At 41.0% G+C, this 21,461-nt stretch carries 21 protein-coding genes; 19 read left to right on the forward strand and 2 right to left on the reverse strand.

Annotated elements, in window-relative coordinates:
* The first annotated feature begins 2 nt into the window (after positions 1–2).
* The 5 genes from DXB77_RS01725 to DXB77_RS01745 all read left to right on the forward strand — a co-directional run bounded on the left by DXB77_RS01725 (position 3) and on the right by DXB77_RS01745 (position 5,568).
* Positions 3–1,280, forward strand: a complete 1,278-nt coding sequence (locus DXB77_RS01725; protein WP_117807146.1) for an ABC transporter permease — start codon at positions 3–5, stop codon at positions 1,278–1,280.
* Between the two features lie 2 nt (positions 1,281–1,282).
* Complete coding sequence (locus DXB77_RS01730) at positions 1,283–1,948, forward strand: ABC transporter ATP-binding protein (protein ID WP_182439415.1); 666 nt, start codon at positions 1,283–1,285, stop codon at positions 1,946–1,948.
* A complete protein-coding gene (locus tag DXB77_RS01735) occupies positions 1,945–3,348 on the forward strand; it encodes a hypothetical protein (RefSeq protein ID WP_117807147.1) in 1,404 nt (467 codons plus the stop codon). The genes DXB77_RS01730 and DXB77_RS01735 overlap by 4 nt, the downstream gene beginning before the upstream one ends.
* A gap of 83 nt (positions 3,349–3,431) precedes the next feature.
* A complete protein-coding gene (locus DXB77_RS01740; protein ID WP_117807435.1) occupies positions 3,432–4,589 on the forward strand; it encodes an ATP-binding protein in 1,158 nt (385 codons plus the stop codon).
* A gap of 43 nt (positions 4,590–4,632) precedes the next feature.
* Positions 4,633–5,568, forward strand: a complete 936-nt coding sequence (locus tag DXB77_RS01745) for a DMT family transporter (protein ID WP_118484415.1) — start codon at positions 4,633–4,635, stop codon at positions 5,566–5,568.
* Positions 5,569–5,770: 202 nt separating this feature from the next.
* Here the strand turns inward: DXB77_RS01745 and DXB77_RS01750 are convergent, their stop codons facing one another.
* Entirely contained in the window at positions 5,771–6,523 is a 753-nt protein-coding gene (locus DXB77_RS01750) for a putative ABC transporter permease (RefSeq protein WP_118484417.1), read from the reverse strand.
* A gap of 229 nt (positions 6,524–6,752) precedes the next feature.
* On the opposite strand from DXB77_RS01750, the gene DXB77_RS01755 reads away from it, so the two are divergent.
* From DXB77_RS01755 to DXB77_RS01780, 6 genes are all read left to right on the forward strand, one after another.
* Positions 6,753–7,958, forward strand: coding sequence for a 2-hydroxyacyl-CoA dehydratase (locus DXB77_RS01755; protein ID WP_118484419.1), 1,206 nt, complete (start codon positions 6,753–6,755; stop codon positions 7,956–7,958).
* Positions 7,959–8,052: 94 nt separating this feature from the next.
* On the forward strand, positions 8,053–8,967 hold the full coding sequence (nadA, locus tag DXB77_RS01760; RefSeq protein WP_118484421.1) for a quinolinate synthase NadA: 915 nt from the start codon (positions 8,053–8,055) through the stop codon (positions 8,965–8,967).
* A 441-nt stretch (positions 8,968–9,408) separates the two neighbouring features.
* Complete coding sequence (pdxS, locus tag DXB77_RS01765; RefSeq protein WP_021944999.1) at positions 9,409–10,284, forward strand: pyridoxal 5'-phosphate synthase lyase subunit PdxS; 876 nt, start codon at positions 9,409–9,411, stop codon at positions 10,282–10,284.
* Positions 10,285–10,359: 75 nt separating this feature from the next.
* Complete coding sequence (pdxT, locus tag DXB77_RS01770) at positions 10,360–10,923, forward strand: pyridoxal 5'-phosphate synthase glutaminase subunit PdxT (RefSeq protein ID WP_021944998.1); 564 nt, start codon at positions 10,360–10,362, stop codon at positions 10,921–10,923.
* A gap of 429 nt (positions 10,924–11,352) precedes the next feature.
* Positions 11,353–12,753: a PLP-dependent aminotransferase family protein gene (locus DXB77_RS01775; RefSeq protein WP_117785646.1), complete on the forward strand. Its 1,401-nt coding sequence runs from the start codon at positions 11,353–11,355 to the stop codon at positions 12,751–12,753.
* Positions 12,754–12,799: 46 nt separating this feature from the next.
* Entirely contained in the window at positions 12,800–13,135 is a 336-nt protein-coding gene (locus tag DXB77_RS01780; protein WP_117785647.1) for a cupin domain-containing protein, read from the forward strand.
* 209 nt (positions 13,136–13,344) lie between these two features.
* Here the strand turns inward: DXB77_RS01780 and tsaA are convergent, their stop codons facing one another.
* On the reverse strand, positions 13,345–14,019 hold the full coding sequence (gene tsaA, locus DXB77_RS01785) for a tRNA (N6-threonylcarbamoyladenosine(37)-N6)-methyltransferase TrmO (protein ID WP_118484455.1): 675 nt from the start codon (positions 14,017–14,019) through the stop codon (positions 13,345–13,347).
* Between the two features lie 306 nt (positions 14,020–14,325).
* Between tsaA and DXB77_RS01790 the strand changes: the two genes are divergently transcribed.
* The 8 genes from DXB77_RS01790 (at position 14,326) to DXB77_RS01825 (ending at position 21,409) form a co-directional block, all read left to right on the forward strand.
* Positions 14,326–15,222 (forward strand): substrate-binding domain-containing protein, encoded by an 897-nt coding sequence (locus DXB77_RS01790; protein WP_118484423.1) that lies wholly within the window; start codon positions 14,326–14,328, stop codon positions 15,220–15,222.
* 15 nt (positions 15,223–15,237) lie between these two features.
* Positions 15,238–16,089 (forward strand): phosphate ABC transporter permease subunit PstC, encoded by an 852-nt coding sequence (gene pstC, locus DXB77_RS01795; protein WP_118484425.1) that lies wholly within the window; start codon positions 15,238–15,240, stop codon positions 16,087–16,089.
* Positions 16,090–16,953 (forward strand): phosphate ABC transporter permease PstA, encoded by an 864-nt coding sequence (pstA, locus tag DXB77_RS01800; RefSeq protein WP_118484427.1) that lies wholly within the window; start codon positions 16,090–16,092, stop codon positions 16,951–16,953.
* Between the two features lie 27 nt (positions 16,954–16,980).
* Positions 16,981–17,736: a phosphate ABC transporter ATP-binding protein PstB gene (pstB, locus tag DXB77_RS01805; protein WP_008402764.1), complete on the forward strand. Its 756-nt coding sequence runs from the start codon at positions 16,981–16,983 to the stop codon at positions 17,734–17,736.
* A 14-nt stretch (positions 17,737–17,750) separates the two neighbouring features.
* Positions 17,751–18,401, forward strand: a complete 651-nt coding sequence (gene phoU / locus DXB77_RS01810; RefSeq protein ID WP_117807157.1) for a phosphate signaling complex protein PhoU — start codon at positions 17,751–17,753, stop codon at positions 18,399–18,401.
* 36 nt (positions 18,402–18,437) lie between these two features.
* Positions 18,438–18,728 carry a hypothetical protein gene (locus tag DXB77_RS01815; RefSeq protein WP_117807158.1) on the forward strand — a complete coding sequence of 97 codons (291 nt, stop codon included), beginning with the start codon at positions 18,438–18,440 and terminating at the stop codon, positions 18,726–18,728.
* Positions 18,729–18,871: 143 nt separating this feature from the next.
* Positions 18,872–20,638, forward strand: coding sequence for a Na/Pi cotransporter family protein (locus DXB77_RS01820; protein WP_118616347.1), 1,767 nt, complete (start codon positions 18,872–18,874; stop codon positions 20,636–20,638).
* Between the two features lie 96 nt (positions 20,639–20,734).
* On the forward strand, positions 20,735–21,409 hold the full coding sequence (locus DXB77_RS01825) for a response regulator transcription factor (RefSeq protein ID WP_117807160.1): 675 nt from the start codon (positions 20,735–20,737) through the stop codon (positions 21,407–21,409).
* Positions 21,410–21,461: the final 52 nt, after the last annotated feature.

Here is a 21,461-nt window from a genome sequence, read left to right on the forward strand (position 1 = left end):
GTATGAGAAAACGAAATATAATACGTTTAGCAGCAGATAATGTTATGTCTCATGTTTTACAACTGGGTGGTAATATTGTGTTGGCAATGGTGTTATTGCTTTTGATTGCTGTGCTGATCAGTGTTTATAGTATGTCAACCAATATCAGACATTCTTTGCAAGAGTCAGGAATCAGGAATATAGATACCTTGTGTGAAATCCGTTTTTTGGATGAACTGGATAGTGAATTACAGTCTGACCCGGCAATGGATATAATAAAATCAGTGGATGGAGTGGAAGCTGTAACCTGTGCGTGGCAAACAGGATATATAAATACCGATCCGGCATTGGAGAAATTGAAAAATATTCAGACAGGCCATAGTTTTCAGGCAATCGATGATGAAGATGGAAAAGATGGCTTATATTATATTGAAATAGATGCAACCATTCAGAATATATGGAAGATGAAATTAGACGAAGGAATCCTAATCGAAGAATTAAAACCGATGGAAGATGGCATGTATTTATATCTGGGATCTGCATATAAGGACAAGATAGAAGTTGGAACAAAATATATTGGCGAAGTGGGAGGTCAGTCATATACATATGTAGTTGCCGGGATATTAGAAAAGGGACAAAGTTTTCCAGTTTCACAAATGGAAATGCTGGATTTTTCAGATGTTACAGGAACAATTCCGTTGGATTATGAAGTGTTAGCCTGCCCGGGAGAGATATTTTGTAATAATTCGGATTTCTATTTTTCTATAAAACAAGGACACTCTTATGTAAAGATAAAGAGAAGTCTTATGCAAAAGCTGGCAAAGGCTGGATATAAAGATATAAAAGTGATTGATATTGGTAAAGCAATAGAAAATGGAGAAGAAATGAGTCGGAAGATTAATTATAATATTATTCAGATGTTAATTCTGGTGGGACTCACATTTTGTATTGTACTTTTATGTATACAGATACTTGATTTTTTGCGGAGACGAAGAGAGTATGGAATTATGCTGACGGCGGGATTTTCAATGAAAAATATAACCTGGATGATCCTATGGGAGAATATTCTTAAGTTTCTTCTAGCCTATGGCTGTTCATTATTTCTTGTATGGTGGTTGTTTATTCATATAATAGAGCCTGATCAGTTAATGGTATTTTCTTACAGAAGTATATACTGGAAGCGAGTGGTTCCTATCCTTGGAGAGATAAGCATACTATTTGTTGCATTATCAACAATTTGCCCGGTATTTATGATTTATAAGTGTTCACCGATTGATTTGTTAGGAAAAGAAGGAGAATAGTGATGATAAAACTTCGAAATGTTACAAAAATATATGAGCATCGGGAGCTTCCGGCGCTTAAGGATGTATCACTGGATGTCCAGGATGGGGAATACATATCGATCATGGGACAATCCGGATCAGGGAAAAGTACATTATTAAATATTATTGGGACTATGGATTATCTGACAAGCGGTGAATACTATTATAATGATATTGCTGTTCATGAGATGAAAGGAGATAAGCTTCACGAATTTCGTCGTAAACATGTGGGATTTGTATTTCAGAATTATGCCTTAATGAAATCTTATACGGTATTTGAAAATGTAGAACTGCCATTACTGGCAGGCAGATATTCCGGTAGGGAAAGAAAAAAACTGGTGAATGAAATGTTAGAATTTACAGGAATCAGGGATTTAGCAGACAAAAAGGTAACCAGGATTTCAGGTGGGGAACAGCAGCGTTGTGCGATTGCAAGATTGATGGTGGCAGGGGGAGAGTTGATCCTTGCAGATGAACCGACAGGCGCATTAGATCATGAAATGGGAATCGCGATTATGGAGTTGTTAGAAATGTTGAATAAACGAGGAAAGACATTGATTGTGATAACACATGATCAAGAGATAGGAAGTCGGGCGGATCGTGTGATACGTCTTGCAGATGGACAAATATTGGAGGAAGCAAAGTGAGAAATAATTTGGGGAAAGTCACGCTTATGATATCTATATTATTGTGCTTTGGGGGATTAACTGCTTGTGAAAGTGCAAAAGAGAAGAATATATCATATGTAGGGGATGCGGCAAATAGTTTGCATATTCCGGATAGTTATATGGAAGAATGGAAAGTAAATAAGAATACAGTTAAGCTTGCGATAGAGGGTGTTGAATATATACCAGATTCTGATTTTAGAATATATGAATATAAGCAGATTCCGAATGCTGCAAAACAAAAACAGGAGATTGTTGAAGCTGTGTTTGAGGAAGAGAAAGGAATTTTTGAGAACCGTTTGGAAAATGATTATAAGAATCTGTGCAGAGAGGATCTGGAAACCATACATATATATCAGGAGAAAATTCGAGAATATTATTTGGATCAGGGACAAACATCACAGGCAGTTTCCTGCGATCAAGAAATAGAAAATATTATTGCCTGTGAGGCAGGTGCATCAGATAAACGAGCATTGATACAGAATTATGAGGGACAGAAATATGTTGGATATATCGGAGATAATTTATTCCTTTTGACATTTAAAGAAGAAAATGATTGTATTACAGGAATTACACTGGAGAATTATCTGGGAACTGCGGGTTTATATACATATTACGGAATGAAGACGGATGATACGATCACATTGGAAAATCATCTGGGAGATGTAACAGAATGTATTGTTGACTTAGAGAATACAGTGGAAAACAGATGTGCAAAAGATATGGATTGTGCGCGTGATGAAGCCTTGTTGTTTTTGGAAGCATGTGGAATTACGGATGTAGAGATTTTAGAAGAAGGACCGCTTGGTTATAGTACGTTTGAAAGTGCAAGACCAATTGATTTTAATGGCTATTGTTTTCAGTTTACCAGAGCTGCAGGCAATAGAGGGGCATATATAGCTGAAACGGAGTTGTTTGCGCCATATCCGTTCTGCACATCTGAATTATTTACTGTTTGTGTTGACGATAATGGTGTGATGAATGCGGAACTTTATATTGCAGGGGTGCAGGCAGGAGAAAAAGCAGTAACATTAATGGATTTTGAAGATATAGAACCGAAATTCGCAGAACAATATGAGGCATTTTATGCAGCATATCCAGGAATTGATAAACCAGCGGCATTTAATTTTATGGAGCTTGATTATATGCTTGTGGAGGGGGAAAAATTAGGGACGTTTGAGTACAAACCTGTTTGGCTCGTGGCGTATTATGAGGATTTGGATATCTGTTATACATATGATTATTTTTATTTTCCTGATTCGCTGCTGGTAATTGACGCTGAAACAGGAGAATATATTGACTATCTAAAACAGAGCTGTTTTCGTTTATATTCTTCAAGAGTAGCTGTTTTCCATAATTGCATTGACAAAGTAACTTTTTAGGTCATATAATTGCTTGGTATTTTAGTGTAGGTTAAATATATATGAAAGATTATTGGTGCACTAGGAAGAAAGGCAGCGTGCATATGAGCATTACAATAGCGGAATTAAAGAATCGAGATAAAGACAGTTATCGGTTGATCGATATCCGGGATGCCATTGAGATTTCTCATGGGGCAGTGCCGGATGCGATTGCGGTTCCTGCGGAAGAAATAGAGACAAGCAGCGAGGTGGATAAGGACAAGCTGCTTGTTATTTTCTGTGCGAGAGGCGTAGTCAGCATCGACGTAGCGGAGCATTTGAAAGAAAAAGGATATCAGGCAGAGAGTCTGGAAGGCGGTTATGCTGCATGGCTGTTAGATGTTATGAGCAAACCGGAGGAGCAGAACAAGGCGAAGGATGTTGAGCTGAGCCTGCGTAAGAAATTCAAGAAAAGCATTTGGTCAAAGTTCACCAAGGCGATCAACACATATGAGCTGGTGAAGCCGGGAGATAAGATCGCGGTCTGCATTTCCGGTGGTAAGGATTCTATGCTGATGGCGAAATGTTTTCAGGAATTGAAGCTGCATAACAAATTTGAATTTGAAGTTAAGTTTCTGGTTATGGATCCCGGTTACAGTGAGGCGAACCGGAAGGTTATAGAAGAAAATGCAAAAAGTCTGAATATTCCGATCACGATATTTGAATCGGATATATTTGAATCTGTATTTACGGTTGAGAAGTCGCCATGTTATCTGTGTGCACGAATGAGACGAGGACATCTGTATCATTTTGCACAGGAGCTTGGCTGTAATAAGATTGCACTTGGTCATCACTATGATGATGTAATTGAAACCATATTGATGGGTATGCTGTATGGTGCACAGGTACAGACGATGATGCCGAAGCTTCACAGCACGAATTTTGAAGGGATGGAACTGATCCGACCGTTATATCTGGTGCGTGAGGATGATATCAAGGCATGGAGGGATTATAATGGTCTGCATTTTATCCAGTGTGCATGTAAATTCACGGACACCTGTACGACTTGTAATAACGAGAATCGTTCGAAACGTGTTGAGATCAAGGAACTGATTCAGACTTTGAAGCAGGTAAATCCTTATGTGGAAGGGAATATTTTCAAGAGTGTGGAAAATGTAAATCTGGACACGGTTGTTGCATGGAAGCAGCACGGAGAGAAGCATCATTTTCTGGATGCATATGACAGGAAAAATATCTGTACAGAAAATGATTCAAAGGAATAATGTAACTATTTGACAATAAACAAGATAGGAAGAGAAAATACAAATGAAAAGCAGACAAATCAGAAATTCACTCCTGTTAGTTCTTACGGCATTTATCTGGGGAACCGCCTTTGTGGCACAGAGTAAAGGCGGACAGGCACTGGGACCATTTTCTTTTAATTGTATACGAAGTCTGGTTGGAAGTGTAGTATTGCTTCCGGTAATCAGGTTACTTGATAAAATTAATCCAAATAATAAAAAGCCAAAGACAGCCGCAGAACGGAGAAAGTTATGGATCGGTGGACTGTGCTGCGGAATGGCATTGTTCTTTGCAAGCTCTGCACAGCAGCTTGGTCTGTATTATGGCACTCCGGCAGGCAAGGCCGGTTTTCTGACGGCTTGCTATATTCTGCTGGTTCCGATTCTTGGTTTGTTTTTAAAGAAAAAATGTGGTTGGAATATCTGGCTTGGAATGGTGATCACGATTGTAGGACTTTATCTTTTATGTATGACAGCGGGGCCGCTATCATTTCAGAACAGTGATCTCTTTGTATTGCTCTGTGCATTTTTGTTTGCTATACATATTCTGGTGATCGATCATTTTTCACCATTGGTTGATGGTGTACGGATGTCCTGTATCCAGTTCCTGGTTGCCGGGGCATTCAGTGCGTTTCCGATGTTCTTTTCAGAGATGGGACATTCGGCAGCAGGAATAGCAGCATGGCTTTCACAGTTACAGTCATGGGATGCATGGGTTGCAATTCTGTATGCCGGTGTGATGTCGAGCGGTGTTGCTTATACCTTGCAGATTATTGCACAGAATGGACTGAATCCGACGCTGGCATCTATGATCATGAGTCTGGAATCTGTATTTTCAGTACTTGCCGGATGGGTGATCCTTGGTGAGGTGTTGACCGCCCGCCAGCTCCTTGGCTGCCTGTTGATCTTTATTGCAATTATCTTCGCACAGATTCCTGTGGGGGAGAAGAAAGAAGCATAAAACAATTTTAGTAGCATTAAAAATATGCGCGCCAGCTTATCACTATATTTTATGGAGCAGACCTATTTGAACGTCGGTCCTTAACGAGTCACCAATAGGTGACGAGTTTAGTACCGCTACGTGAAAATAGAACGAGAGTGTTCTGCGCAATAAAGATATAGTGATAAGCCAGCGCGCATATTTTTTAGATAAAATCAATATATTATTTCTTCTTCTTTTCTTTCAGAATCTTCTTAATAGAATATTTCTCTAACGAATCCTCAAATATCTCACGGAGCGGTCGTGCATTTTTCATAGCAAGGAAGAAATGAGATTTTTCCTTGCGGAGCTCAGCTTCCTCTAACAGATGCTGTTTGAGTTCATCGATTTTAACGACGATCTCGTATTCAGTAGCCAACTGACGGATCTTGACGATCAGGTTGAAGGAGTAAACGATATCAATCAGGAACACGCCGTAGAAGAATCCGATAAAGAATGAAAATGCAAGATTTCTGGATAACCAGTCAAGTGCTGATAAAACATGTGGATGGATCAGCAGGTAGTAGATCGCGCCGAGAACTGCCCAGAAGAATGAAAACAGTGGACAGATGATTCCCTGAATATTGCCCCATCGTTCTGTGTAGTCCCAGAGTTTTACATTCATTCCCTTAATGAAGATCAATCCGGTGATGTATTCGATCACGGTCATAGCGATCGCCATAAATACAAATAAAACAATCTTCTCAATGATTGGATGTTCATCCAGAAATGACAGGTTAATAGATGCTAACATATACAAGACGCATAGTCCTGATCCATATAGCGGAAGGTAAGGACCGACCAGAAAGCCGGGATTTACCCATTTCTTTGTTGTTCGACCATTTGGAGAACAGAATCTGCGGAAGAACAATTCAATCACCCATCCGATCAGACTTCCGATAAAAAATAAAAACAATAAGACAAGAGCTTTATTCATAATATTTCAACCTTTCTGATTTATATTTTTCCATAGAATTATGGCTCTTTTTTCATTGATACAAATTGTGACATATCGCGGTCATAAAGTCAATAAATTAAATGCTTTCTCAAGTTGTTTGTATTGAAAAAGTATGGCAAAATGTGGTACTCTCAGATCAGGTATATGAGGCATTGCAGATAGTGAGAAAGTATATATCTGCATTTTAGAAAATGAGGGATAGGGAGATATGTATAAGATCAGAGAAAATGCGGATCGGGAGAAATGTATCCTGTTGATTCCAGCAATGTTAGATGCACATTTTCCATTGTTAAAATATGCGTTTTATTCAAAAAATTATCATCCGGTGATTTTAAAAAATGAAACGGATATAACGGATATTGGATTAAAATATGTCAATAACGATATGTGTTATCCGATCATCTTAAATGCAGGACAGATGATAGCAGCTCTTCAATCAGGGAAATATGATCTGAACCGTACAAAATTATTAATGCCGACTGCCGGAGATGCATGTCGTGGTTCAAATTATCTGCATGTGTTAAAGGCGGCTGTTCGGAAAGCAGGATTTCCGCAAGCTCAGGTATTGTCGTTAAACATTCAGGGATTGGAGAAGGGGGAGCAGATGAAGCTGGAACCTGATATGGTCTGGCGTGCGTTATTTGGATTGTTTTATGGTGATATTCTGATGCTTTTACTAAATCAGGTCAGACCAAATGAAGTGCATAAAGGTGAGGCACAAAGGAAATGGAAGAAATGGATCAGGATTCTTGCATATGATCTTCGGGAAGGAAAACATCTGACAATTTCAAGAATGAAACAGAATTTTATAAGGATTGCGGCGGATTTTTCAAAAATTGAACTGGTGAAGCCGAGAAAGCAACGAATAGGGATCGTCGGAGAGATTTATATAAAGTATTGTCATTTGGGAAACTGGGATATGATCCGTTTTCTCGAAAAGAATAATTGCGAATCCCATACAAATGGATTATCCTGGTACGCGATGTATTATATAGATTCGCATTTATCGGATGTAAGCAAAATAGAACAGGTGGCTTATCGTATTGGGTTAAAACTGTTCGGAAGTCTTCAGAGATCCATGATTGCAGCAATGCGGCAGTATGGATTTTATTCGATGGAAGAATTTCAAATAATGAAAAAAGAGGCTGATGGTTATGTAAACTGGACATATAGAACAGGTGATGGCTGGCTGATCGGTGCAGAGATGGTAGGACATATTCTGCATGACTGCAAAAAGGTATTGGCAGTTCAACCGTTTGGATGTATGCCAAATCATATCTGTGGGAGGGGATTGTATCCTTCCATTCAGCAAAAGCTTCCGGAAGGGCGTATTGTGAGTGCTGATGTAGATTCCGGTTCTTCAAAGTTGAATGTTTATAACCGTGCCAGAATGTTGGTGGATATGCATATTTAACAGAATAGATGGTAATCTTTCTCAATATGCGGTATACTTACTGTGCATTCTTTAACAAAAAATGAAAACATAACAGACAAAGGAGAAAATTGTCATGAATATAAAAGAGATGCAGGATGAAATAATGAGAATAAAGAAGGAAAAGGATATTTGTATTCTTGCACATGCCTACCAGAGCCATGATATCTGGGAAGTAGCTGACTATGTAGGAGATTCCTTTGGCCTTGCACAGAGAGCAGCGGAAGCACCTCAAAAGACTATGATCATGTGTGGTGTGCGTTTTATGGCAGAGACTGTAAAACTGTTATCACCGGAAAAGACAGTATATCTGCCGGAGCCGGATGCCGGATGCCCGATGGCAGACCAGATCGACTATGATCTGTTAGCTGCCCTTCGTGAGAAGAATCCGGATTATACAGTTGTAGCATATGTGAATACTACAACAGAAGTAAAGACGTTGAGTGATGTCTGTGTTACATCTTCTTCGGCAGTAAAGATCGTGAAGAATATGCCGGAAAAGGATATCTTATTTATTCCTGACTGTAATCTCGGTTCATGGGTAAAGAAGCAGGTACCGGAAAAGAATATTAAGCTGGTGTCGGGCGGCTGTCCGACACATGTCAGAGTAACCGTAAAAGATGTAGAGAAAGCAAAAGCAGCTCATCCAAACGCATTACTTCTGGTACATCCGGAATGTTTAAAGGAAGTAACGGAGCTTGCAGACTATGCCGGAAGTACAACCGGAATTATGGATTATGCAGCAAAGAGTGATGCAAAGGAATTCATCATCGGTACGGAGAACAGTATCGTGTCACACCTTCAGCTTGCACACCCAGGGAAGCGTTTCTATGCATTGTCTAAGGATTGTGTATGCCACAACATGAAGATGACGACACTTGGTGATGTCTATAACTGCGTGGTAAATGGTGAGGGCGAGAGCATTACCCTTACAGAGGAGACAATGCAGAAAGCCAGAAAGAGCATTGACGCGATGCTGCGCCTTGGCTAGAAGCCGGATGATCACTGTATTTCATATAAACAGAAATAGCAGGAAAAAATGCGAAACTTACTTTGCTTCGATTGGTTTTTATATGCACGGGATTTCGGACACGATAAAATCGTTGTGTCCTCCATCCCGGCACAAAACCATCGAAACGCAGGCGTTTTCGCAACATTTTCCTGCTATTTTGTTTATTATACAATACGGTGATCTGTCCGAGAGGTCAGTTTACATAATCTGATATCTGGTATTTGCATATGTGACATATTGATATGGTCAGTTTGGATATAAGAAAAAGTTTGAAATTGAATATTTCAATATGGTCAGATAATTTTATAATAAATCCTAGCAGGTTTGTAGTGAATCTGTTCGTGATTTTGAGTAGTGATATTCAAGGATGAATATGTTACAGATAAATACACACATCAAATGAAAAAAGGAGTTACGATTATGGCAAACAGACAGTATGAATTAAACAAAGAATTGGCACAGATGTTAAAGGGTGGCGTTATCATGGATGTAACAACACCGGAGCAGGCAAAGATCGCCGAGGCAGCAGGTGCATGTGCAGTTATGGCACTGGAGCGTATTCCGGCAGATATCAGAGCAGCAGGCGGTGTATCAAGAATGAGTGATCCTAAGATGATCAAAGGTATTCAGGATGCAGTATCTATCCCTGTTATGGCAAAGTGCCGTATCGGACATTTTGTAGAAGCTCAGCTTCTTGAAGCAATCGAGATCGATTACATTGATGAGAGTGAAGTTCTTTCACCTGCTGATGATGTATATCACATCGACAAGACAAAGTTCAAAGTACCATTTGTATGTGGTGCTAAGGATCTCGGCGAGGCACTTCGTAGAATCAATGAAGGTGCATCCATGATCCGTACAAAGGGTGAACCCGGTACAGGTGATGTTGTTCAGGCTGTAAGACATATGAGAATGATGAACAGCGAGATCGCACGTATTTCTTCTATGCGTGAAGATGAATTATATGATGCAGCAAAGGTTCTTCAGGTTCCATATGACCTTGTATTATATGTACATGAGCACAAGCGCCTTCCGGTTGTAAACTTCGCAGCAGGCGGTGTTGCTACACCGGCAGACGCAGCTCTTATGATGCAGCTTGGTGCTGAAGGCGTATTCGTTGGATCCGGTATCTTCAAGTCAGGAAATCCGGAGAAGCGTGCAAATGCCATCGTTAAGGCTGTTACAAACTTCACAGATGCAAAACTGATCGCTGAATTATCAGAGGATCTTGGTGAAGCTATGGTTGGTATCAATGAGAGCGAGATCGAACTCCTTATGGCTGAGCGTGGTAAGTAAAATATCAGACAGACAAATAGATGCGGATATCGTAATGATGGATGATCGACATAAGCGAAAGGATGAACAGACACGATGAAGATAGCAGTATTAGCGGTTCAGGGCGCATTTATCGAACACGAGAAAATGTTAGAGAGCCTTGGAGCAGAAACAATAGAACTCAGACAGAAAAGTGATCTGGAACAGGATTTTGACGGTATCGTTTTGCCGGGTGGCGAAAGCACTGTTCAGGGTAAGCTGTTAAAAGAGCTTGATATGTATGATGTATTAAAAGAAAAGATCGAACAGGGCATGCCGGTTCTTGCAACCTGTGCGGGACTGATCCTTCTTGCAGAAGAACTGTCCAATGATGATAAACGTCATTTTGCGACCCTTCCGGTCTGCGTAAAGAGAAATGCATATGGCAGACAGCTTGGAAGCTTTCATTATGATGGCGAGATCAAAGGTCTTGGAGTATATCCGATGGAATTTATCCGTGCACCATATATCGAGAGTGTAAAGCCGGGTGTTGAGGTATTAGCCGAGGTAGATGGTCACATTGTAGCGGTAAAATATCAGAACCAGATCGCACTGGCATTCCATCCGGAGCTTTCCGATGATACCCGTATTCATCAGATGTTCTTAGACATGATCAAATAAAGACTGTAAAAGCAAACAATAAGATAACGGTATTTATTATTGAGCAGGTTGACTGTACGCTAATAAATACCGTTTTTTATTGTTCATATATAAGAACTATGTGATATCCCGCCCTGCGCCTGTCCTTATAGAAATGCCATTGCGAGGATTTCGTTATGAACTGCACATTGTTAGTAAATACGGGTGCTTGTTTGAGCCGAAGGCGAGTTAGCACAGGAGTATTTACGAATTTAACATGTGCAGTGAGTAGAAAACGCAGCACGGCATTTCTATAAGGACAGGCACAGGGCGGGATGCCATAGAGTTTTTGTCTATCTATAGAATGTAAAAAACTTGCATAATGCTTTCTTCCCACATATAATATTTTATAACTATGGTATCGCAAAGGGGGTGTGATGCCGGCAGGAATAATGTGAAGGGCGGTTTGCTATGCTGACATATGCACTGGAAAATCGAGGAACAGATACGTTATATGAATATCTGTACAAGCAGATCAAAACAGATATTTTGTCTAAGAAGCTTGTAGCAGGGGAACGTTTGCCATCGAAGCGTCTGCTTGCAAAAAATCTGAATGTCAGCACGATCACCGTGGAAAATGCATACAGTCAGTTGGTTGCCGAAGGATATATATATTCGATTCCGAAAAGCGGTTATTATGTTACGGACATTTCGGCAGATCTGATGAAGCCGTTGCCGGAGCGACCGGCGAAGCAATTTGAAAAGCCGAAAGAAAAGAAAACATATTTTGCGGATTTTGCCAGTAACTCAACGGTAGAGGATGCGTTTCCATTCAGCATCTGGTCAAAGCTTTTAAAAGAAGTGATGGCGGAAAACAGCAAAGAGCTGATGTCCCGATCACCGTCCAAGGGTGTCTATGAGCTGCGAAGCGCCGTAGCAGGCTATCTGTATCAGTTCCGTGGTATGGATGTGAAGCCGGAGCAGGTCATCATAGGAGCCGGAACAGAATATCTCTATGGTCTTATCATTCAGCTGCTTGGCTATGACAAATGTTATGCGGTCGAAGATCCGGGGTATCAGAAGATATCAAGGATCTATCAGGCGCAGAATGTATGCTGCAAATTTGTGGCAATGGATGGAAATGGGATCAATATGGAGGCTCTGGAAGAATCTGGCGCAGATGTACTTCATATTTCGCCGGCGCATCATTTTCCGACCGGACTGGTAACACCTGTCAGCAGGAGATATGAATTGTTATCTTGGGCATCAAGAAAGGACAACCGCTATATCATCGAAGATGAATATGACAGTGAATTTCGACTGGTTGGCAAGCCGGTACCTACACTTGAAAGTATCGATGTGGGCGAAAAGGTCATCTATATCAACACATTTTCCAAGAGCCTTTCCTCTACGATCCGTATCAGTTATATGGTTCTCCCGGAGAGTTTGATGCGGCGATATGATGAGATGCTCAGCTTTTATGCATGTACGGTGTCAAATATCGAGCAATATACACTTGCAAGATTTATCACCGATGGTTGTCTGGAAAAACACATCAACCGCATGCGTAATTATTACAGAGAACAGCGGGATCTGGTGCTTGCCTGCATTAAAAAATATATGAATCCGGACAAGATTCGTATTCGCGAAGAGAATTCAGGGCTGCATTTTCTGTTGGAGATTGATACGAATTACAGTGACGATCGGCTGCGGAATAATGCCGAAGCAAGAGACGTTCACATTTCATTTCTCAGCCAGTATTATAGAAATACCGAAAATGCCAGATATCATACACTGGTCATTAATTATTCCGGTATCATGCCGGAGCATATAGAAGAAGCAGTCAGAAGATTGATTGAAAGTATCGAATAAAGAGTGTGCGGATGTTAATATAAGGAACCATATAAGGAGGAATCATATGAAGATATCGTTTGATACAATCGCAGAATCAGCGATCGAGAATTTTAAAGGGGGAGAAGGAACATTCCATGTGCATATGTTTCAGGATATGAATAACAAGATCATGAAGGGCAGACTTGTGCCTGGTTCATCGATCGGAACACATACACATGAGACAAACAGTGAAATTATTTATGTACTTTCCGGTGTCGGAACGATGGAGTATGAGGACACCAAAGAGAAGCTGTATCCGGGCGACTGCCATTATTGTCCGCAGGGAGCAACCCACAGCCTGTCAAATGAAGGCACCGAAGACCTCATATTCTTCGCCGTTGTACCGGAACACGAGCACTAGAGTCGTACGCTTCGCATAATCACTAATGCCTGTATATATATATTTATTCCGCAGAACACTTTCGTTCTATCCTACTCTGTATAACTTCGAACTAATCTCGGCAAAGCCTCGCTAAGGTCTCAGTTATCACGTAGCGGTACTAAACTCCTCACCTTACGGTGATTCGTTAAGGACCGATGTTCCGGATAGGTATGCCCCATCTGAAAATGTCACTGTACAGCCACCACCTCACACACTGTGAGGACGTTGCCGTTGATGTGGAAGCGCACGTCGAAGCCTGCGAAGGCGACGCCATATCTGCGGTCGGGATCGTGCTGGTAGCCGGGACGCGGATCTTCTGCAAGAATGCCAATCAGGGCAGGACGCTTGGCTTCCGGAATCATTGCAAGAAGCTCCGGCGGAAAGATGACATCCAGCTTTTCCGTATGAATGTGTTCGGTAAAACCACTGGTGGCATCCGGGTGGCAGTCTGTGTATGGAATATAAGGTTTGATATCATATACAGGAGTACCGTTTAACAGATCGACACCAGAGATATGCAGGATTGGACCATAGTCATCGGTATATTCAATTCCTGTCAATTTTACAGAAGACAGACCTATATTATTTGGGCGGAACGGCGATCTGGTCGCGAATACGCCCATTCTTTTATTGCCGCCAAGTTTTGGCGGCTTTACTGTTGCACTCCAGTTCTCCCGTTTGGCTTTATGGAATTCCCACAGGATCCAGATGTGGGAGAAATCCTCCAGCCCCCGGAAGGCTTCCGGCTGCCTGTATTCCGGCAGAAAAACGACCGTTCCGGTCAGTTCATCCACCAGACCGCTCTGTCTGGGAATTCCAAATTTTTCCTGAAAATCTGTATATACATGTCCGATGATATTCATATCGTTCTTTTCTTTATCCTTTCGTAAAACGAAATTGTATCTGCTGTTCATAGTAACATGAATATTTTTTATTTTCCATAGAAACTCATAAAGTGCGTTTCTTCATAATTTTACATTTCTCCCGTTTACACAAAGTTTTTACTTTCACTTTACTTTGAGATGGTGATGTATTTTACATAGATGCCGTATGATAATTCTGCGATCCGGAAAAGGGCGCGCGATCCGGTTTCGCAATTTACATAATTTTGAATGGATCAGAAAGATGAACGATTCTGAGTCCAAAGAGTCAATTGGAGGAAAATTAAAATGAAAAAAGGAAATAAGATTTTAGCGTTAACATTAAGTGCAGCACTTGCGGCAGGATGCCTTGCAGGATGTGGAAGTAAAGGTGGTTCAGATTCCAAGAGCGGAAGTTTTGATACATCACAGGAGATCTCAGTTGTATCCAGAGAGGAAGGATCAGGTACAAGAGGAGCATTTGTGGAACTGACTGGTGTAGAAGAAAAGGACGCAGATGGAAATAAAGTTGATAAGACAACTACGAGCGCGATTACAGCAAACAGTACAGAAGTAGTTCTCACAACAGTTGCAGGAGACGATTATTCGATTGGTTATATCTCACTTGGAGCATTAAATGATACCGTAAAGGCAGTTAAGATCGGCGGCGTTGAAGCAACAGCAGATAATATCAACAACGGTACATACACATTATCAAGACCATTCAACATTGTAACAAAGGGTCAGGTAAGTGATGTAGCACAGGATTTTATCAACTATATTATGAGTGAAGATGGACAGAAGATCGTATCAAGCAATGGTTACATCGAGATTGCAAATTCAGGAGCATTTAAGTCTTCAGGAGCAACCGGTAAAATCGTAATTGCCGGGTCATCATCTGTAACTCCTGTTATGGAGAAATTAACAGAGGCATATAAGGCAGTGAACAGTGGTGCGGATATCGAGCTTCAGGAATCTGATTCAACAACAGGTATTACAGCAGCGGCAGATGGTACATGTGATATCGGTATGGCATCCAGAGAACTGAAGGATAGCGAGACAAGTGAAGGACTTACAGCTACTGTAATCGCAATGGATGGTATCGCAGTTATTGTAAATAAGAATAACCCTGCAACTGATTTAACTACCGATCAGGTAAAATCAATCTTTACAGGAGAAGCAGCAACCTGGGCAGATGTCAAATAGTAAGGAGTGTCCTCTATGCAAAAGTTTAAAGAAATATTCATGCATATCGTATTCCTGTTAGCGGCATTTGTATCGATAGCAGCAGTTTTATTGATCTGTGTGTTCTTATTTGCAAGTGGTATTCCTGCCATGAAGGCAATCGGTCTGACAGATTTCCTCTTTGGCAAAGTCTGGAGACCGACCAATGATTATTTTGGAATCCTTCCGTTTATTCTTGGCAGTATCTACGTTACGGCCGGGGCAATCGTGATCGGCGTTCCGATCGGACTTCTGACAGCGATATTTTTATCAAAATTCTGCCCACCAAAAGCATATAAGGTCATTAAACCATTTATCAATCTGATGGCAGGAATTCCATCGGTTGTATACGGATTTTTTGGAATGTGTGTACTTGTTCCGGCAGTCAGACAGATTTTCGGAGTGAACGGAAATACAATGCTTACCGCATCTGTACTGCTTGGCATCATGATACTTCCGACGATCATCAGTGTATCTGAAACTTCGATCAGTGCTGTCCCGGATAAATATTATCAGGGTGCATTAGCACTTGGAGCGACACATGAAAGAAGTGTATTTCTTACCGTAGTACCGGCTGCAAGATCCGGTATCATGGCAGCGATCATCTTGGGCGTTGGTCGTGCGATCGGTGAGACAATGGCTGTTATCATGGTGGCGGGAAATCAGGTCCATATGCCGAAAGGATTGATGAAGGGTGTTAGAACCATGACTGCAAATATCGTAATGGAAATGGGTTATGCCCAGGATCTTCACAGAGAGGCTCTGATCGCAACAGGTGTTGTATTGTTTGTATTCATTCTGATCATTAACCTGCTGTTTTCAATTTTAAAAAGAAAGACGGTGAACTAAATGGGAAAAAGAAATTTACTTGCGGAATATAAAAGACGTCCCGGCTCACTGATCCTTCGGATACTTGTTTATCTGGCAGCAGCTTTGACGTTGGTTTGTATTGCTTTTATTTTGATCTATATTCTTGCAAAAGGAATTCCGAATCTGACACCGGATCTGTTCAAGCCGGAATATACATCGGATAATTGCTCGATGCTTCCGGCATTGGTTAATACGTTGTTTATGACATTACTGTCACTGCTGATTGCGGGACCGATCGGTATCTTCGCAGCTATTTATCTGGTGGAGTATGCAAAATCAGGAAATAAGCTGGTTGGAATTGTACGTATCACTGCAGAGACACTGACAGGTATTCCATCTATTGTATATGGTTTGTTCGGAATGATCTTATTTATGACAAAGCTTGGATGGGGATTGTCCCTGCTGTCCGGTGCGTTTACACTGGCGATCATGGTGCTTCCGGTTATCATGAGAACAACAGAAGAAGCCTTGCTGGCTGTTCCAAAGTCATACAGAGAAGGAAGCTTTGGACTTGGTGCAGGAAAACTTCGTACAGTATTTAAGGTTGTTTTACCGAGTGCTGTTCCGGGTATTTTATCCGGTGTTATCCTTGCAACCGGGCGAATTGTCGGGGAGACAGCAGCGTTGATCTATACGGCAGGCAGTGTGCCGAGAATAGCGAAGAATTTATTTTCTTCCACACGAACCTTGTCCGTACATATGTATCTTCTTTCCAAAGAGGGACTTCATACGGATCAGGCATATGCAACAGCCGTTGTTCTTCTTGTATTCGTAGTATTGATTAATTTCGCATCCGATGCAATTGCAAAGAAAATGTCGGCGAAAACAGAAAAAGACAGATAACAGATAGATATAAACGGAGATAAATCGATGAGCAATATAAAATTTGATGTAAAAAATCTGAATCTTCACTATGGTAAATTCCATGCGTTGAAAGATGTAAATATGGAAATACCGGAAAAACAGATTACAGCATTTATTGGACCTTCCGGATGCGGTAAATCAACATTCTTAAAATGTTTAAACCGTATGAATGATCTGGTGGAAGGTTGTAACATCACGGGTGATGTGAAGTTAGATGGTGAAGATATATTTGACGGAATGGATGTAAATTTGCTAAGAAAACGGGTTGGAATGGTGTTCCAGAATCCGAATCCTTTCCCAATGAGTGTATATGACAATATAGCATATGGTCCAAGGACACATGGTATCCATAATAAAGAAAAACTGGATGAGATCGTAGAAAGGTCTCTCAAGCAGGCAGCAATATGGGATGAATTAAAAGACAGACTGAAGAAATCGGCACTGGGTCTTTCCGGCGGACAGCAGCAGAGACTTTGCATTGCCAGAGCACTTGCGGTTGAACCGGAGGTCTTACTGATGGATGAACCAACATCAGCGCTTGACCCGATTTCTACGTCAAAGATCGAAGATCTTGCTATGGAGCTGAAGCATGATTATACGATTATCATGGTTACACATAATATGCAGCAGGCAACCCGTATTGCAGACAAGACAGCATTCTTCTTACTGGGTCAGGTGATCGAATTTGATGATACCGAGAAGATGTTCTCGAAACCACAGGATAAGAGAACTGAGGATTATATCACAGGAAGATTTGGTTAAAAGGAGTAAAGATAATGAGGACAAATTATGACAGACAGTTGAAAAAACTCAATGATGAAATGGTTGAGATGGGATCCATGATCGAGGGTGTGATCGAAAAGGCGATCAAAGCACTTGTAAATCAGGATGTTGATCTGGCACAGGAGGTTATCCGCAGGGATGATCAGATCGATCAGCAGGAAAAGGATATTGAGAGTCTGTGTTTTAAACTTCTTTTAATGGAGCAGCCGGTTGCAACAGATCTTCGTCAGGTTTCATCTGCGCTCAAAATGGTAACGGATATGGAACGTATCGGTGATCATGCAGCAGATATTTCTGAACTGACGATCCAGATGGCAGGCAAACCTTATGTAAAAGAATTGGAACATATTAAGGCAATGGCAAAAGAAAGCATGGTCATGTTGGTTGACAGTATAGAAGCATATGTGAATCTTGATCTTACAAAAGCAAGAAAAGTTATTGCCCAGGATGATGTGGTAGATGATCTGTTTATAAAAGTGAAGAGTGAATTGATCAATCTGATCCACAGGAATGCAGATGCAGGGGAACAGGAAACCGATCTTTTGATGGTTGCAAAATATCTGGAGCGGATTGGCGATCATGCAACGAATATTTCAGAATGGGTCATATATTATATAACAGGAGAACATATTTCCGGAAATTAAGAGTCTTATAGGATACAGGATCAGGAGGTGATTGTCATGAGACGTATATGGAATATGACAGCAGATGCCGGTAAAGGAAAAAGTAAACAGCACCTGATAAAAATGTTTTTGTTATTGAACAGTATCGTCTGGGGCGTGATCGCTGTGGTTGTAGCTGTCACGTTGAAAGGAATCGGGCTTATGTCATCATGGAGTATGGCAGAGAGCATTTTGGTATCGGCAGGATATGGTATTTGTCTGGTAGGATTGATTGGCGGTATCGTATGTATTTTACAAAACGACGGTCCTGACAGAACGTATCTTGAACAGCGACAGGAAGAATATTAAACGCATTCAGCGTGAAATGTAAAACAAATTTTAAAATTTTACACAGACTTTACGTAGGAATCCTTTCCTTTTTACATACCTGTTATACGATGATGTGCGAAGGTACAAATGTCTAATTTATGTAAAAAGGAAGGAATTTTTTTATGAGTATTTTTGATGTACTTGCACTGTTTGGCGGACTTGCATTGTTTTTATTTGGTATGAACGTAATGGGAGACGGTCTGACCCGTGCGGCGGGCGGTAAGATGGAACGTATCCTTGAAAAGCTGACTTCAACGCCGATCAAAGGGGTGCTGCTTGGAGCGGCTGTAACAGCGGTTATTCAGTCATCATCGGCTACAACCGTTATGGTTGTTGGCTTTGTAAATTCCGGGATTATGAAACTGCGTCAGGCGGTCGGCATTATCATGGGTGCCAATATCGGTACGACAGTTACTTCCTGGATCTTAAGTTTGTCAGGAATTCAGGGAGACAGTATCTGGATCCAGATGTTAAAGCCATCCTCATTTTCTCCGATCCTAGCGGTTATCGGTATTGCATTTCTGATGTTTTCCAAGAATGAGAAAAAACATGATATTGGCATGATCTTTTTGGGATTTACGATCCTTATGTACGGAATGGATGCAATGAGCGGTGCGGTTGCTCCTCTTGCAGATGTTCCTGAATTTGCAAATGTGCTTTTAATGTTCTCAAATCCTATACTCGGAATGATCGTAGGAACATTATTTACAGCAATCATCCAGAGCTCATCGGCATCGGTTGGTATCTTACAGGCACTTTGCATGACAGGAGCAGTTACATATGGAACGGCACTTCCTATTATAATGGGACAGAATATCGGTACTTGTGTAACGGCATTATTATCCAGTATCGGAGCAAAGAAAAATGCGAAACGTGCAGCTTTTGTACATCTTTACTTTAATCTGATCGGAACCATTCTCTTTATGATCGTATTCTATTCGATCAATGCATTTGTAAATTTTGGTGTATTACAGGATATGGCAACTCCGGCTGGCATAGCAGTGATCCACAGTATTTTTAACATTCTGACAACAATTGTATTGCTTCCGTTTGGAAAGGGTCTTGAGAAGCTGGCAACTCTTACGATCCGTGAGAAGGAAGAACCTGTTGAGGAGATTGCGGAGCTTGTACCGTTAAAGCATCTGGATGCAAGATTTCTGGAGCAGCCGGCGTTTGCCGTTACACAGAGCATGGATGTTATGAATCAGATGGCAGGGTATTCAGCTGAAGCGTTATACGATTCATTAGAGTTGCTGAAGGATTATTCGGATGAGAAATGGCAACGTGTTGAAGCTTTGGAAGATATCGTAGACAAATACGAAGATGAACTCGGAACATATCTGGCGAAAGTCAGCGGAAAAGAACTGGCGGAGGAAGACAGCAAACGTGTATCCAATGGGCTTCATTGTATCGGAGATTTGGAGCGTATCTCCGACCATGCATTAGCAATCGCAGAAATTTATGCCAAGATGCACAAGGAAGAAATGGTGTTCTCAGATAAGGCAATGGCAGAATTAAATCTGTATTCAAATGCAGTTTATGAGATCATGAGCATGACCTGTAAAGCGCTGAATGAAGATGATATGAAGATAGCAAAGCGGATTGAACCATTGGAGGAAGTAATTAATGGACTGAATGCTACGATCAAAAAGCAGCATATCAAACGTCTGCAGAAGGGAAAATGTACGATCGAGCTTGGTATTGCCCTTGAAAATCTTCTGAATAATTATGAACGTGTGGCAGACCATTGTTCAAATGTGGCTGCATCATTGCTTCAGGTTAAGACAGACAGCTTTGATACGCATGAGTATCTAAACCGGGTCAAACAGGAATCAAATGTAGAGTTTCAGGCGATGTACAGCATGTATAAGGAAAAGTATAGTTTATAGTAAAGTATACAATATCATAAAGTGCAAATTACTTTGACCATATATTAGAAATATATTATTATAAATAAGAAAGAACAGAGACAGGAGGAACGGCAGATGCAGGCATTGATTTATATTGTAGAAGATGATATGAACATTCAGGAAATAGAAATGTTTGCCTTAAAGAACACGGGATACGTAACAGAAGGTTTTGCGAATGCGAAGAGTTTCTTTTCCAGAATAGCTGAGAAGATTCCGGATCTGATTCTGCTGGATATCATGTTACCGGATCAGGATGGACTGGAGATTGTCAGAAAGTTAAGAGAACGTCCGGAGACTGTGCGCGTGCCGATCATTCTTGTGACGGCAAAGACAACAGAACTTGATAAGGTAAAGGGACTGGATATCGGAGCAGATGATTATCTGACAAAGCCATTCGGCGTAATGGAGCTTATATCCAGAGTTAAAGCATTGCTTCGCAGAAGTAAGAGTATTCAGGAGGATCAGATTCTTCGACTGAAGAACGTAACCCTTGATTCCGAGAAACGTATCGTGCAGGTGAATGATGTTCCGTGTGAGTTGACCTTTAAGGAATTTGAATTGTTAAAGCTGCTAATGATCAACGCCGGAATTGTACTGCGGAGAGAAGTGATCATGATGGATGTGTGGGGAACGGATTACGAAGGTGAATCCAGAACTCTTGATATGCATATCAAGACGCTGCGCCAGAAACTGGGAGATGCAGGGAATATGATCAAGACAGTTCGTAATGTCGGATATAAGATGGAATGAGAACGGATAAGAATAAATAAGAAGAAACAGGAAAATCTTATAACAGAAGAAT

Origin of the sequence: Clostridium sp. OM05-9, assembly GCF_003481465.1 — a bacterium.
GTDB classification, from domain to species: Bacteria; Bacillota; Clostridia; order Lachnospirales; family Lachnospiraceae; genus Coprococcus; species Coprococcus ammoniilyticus.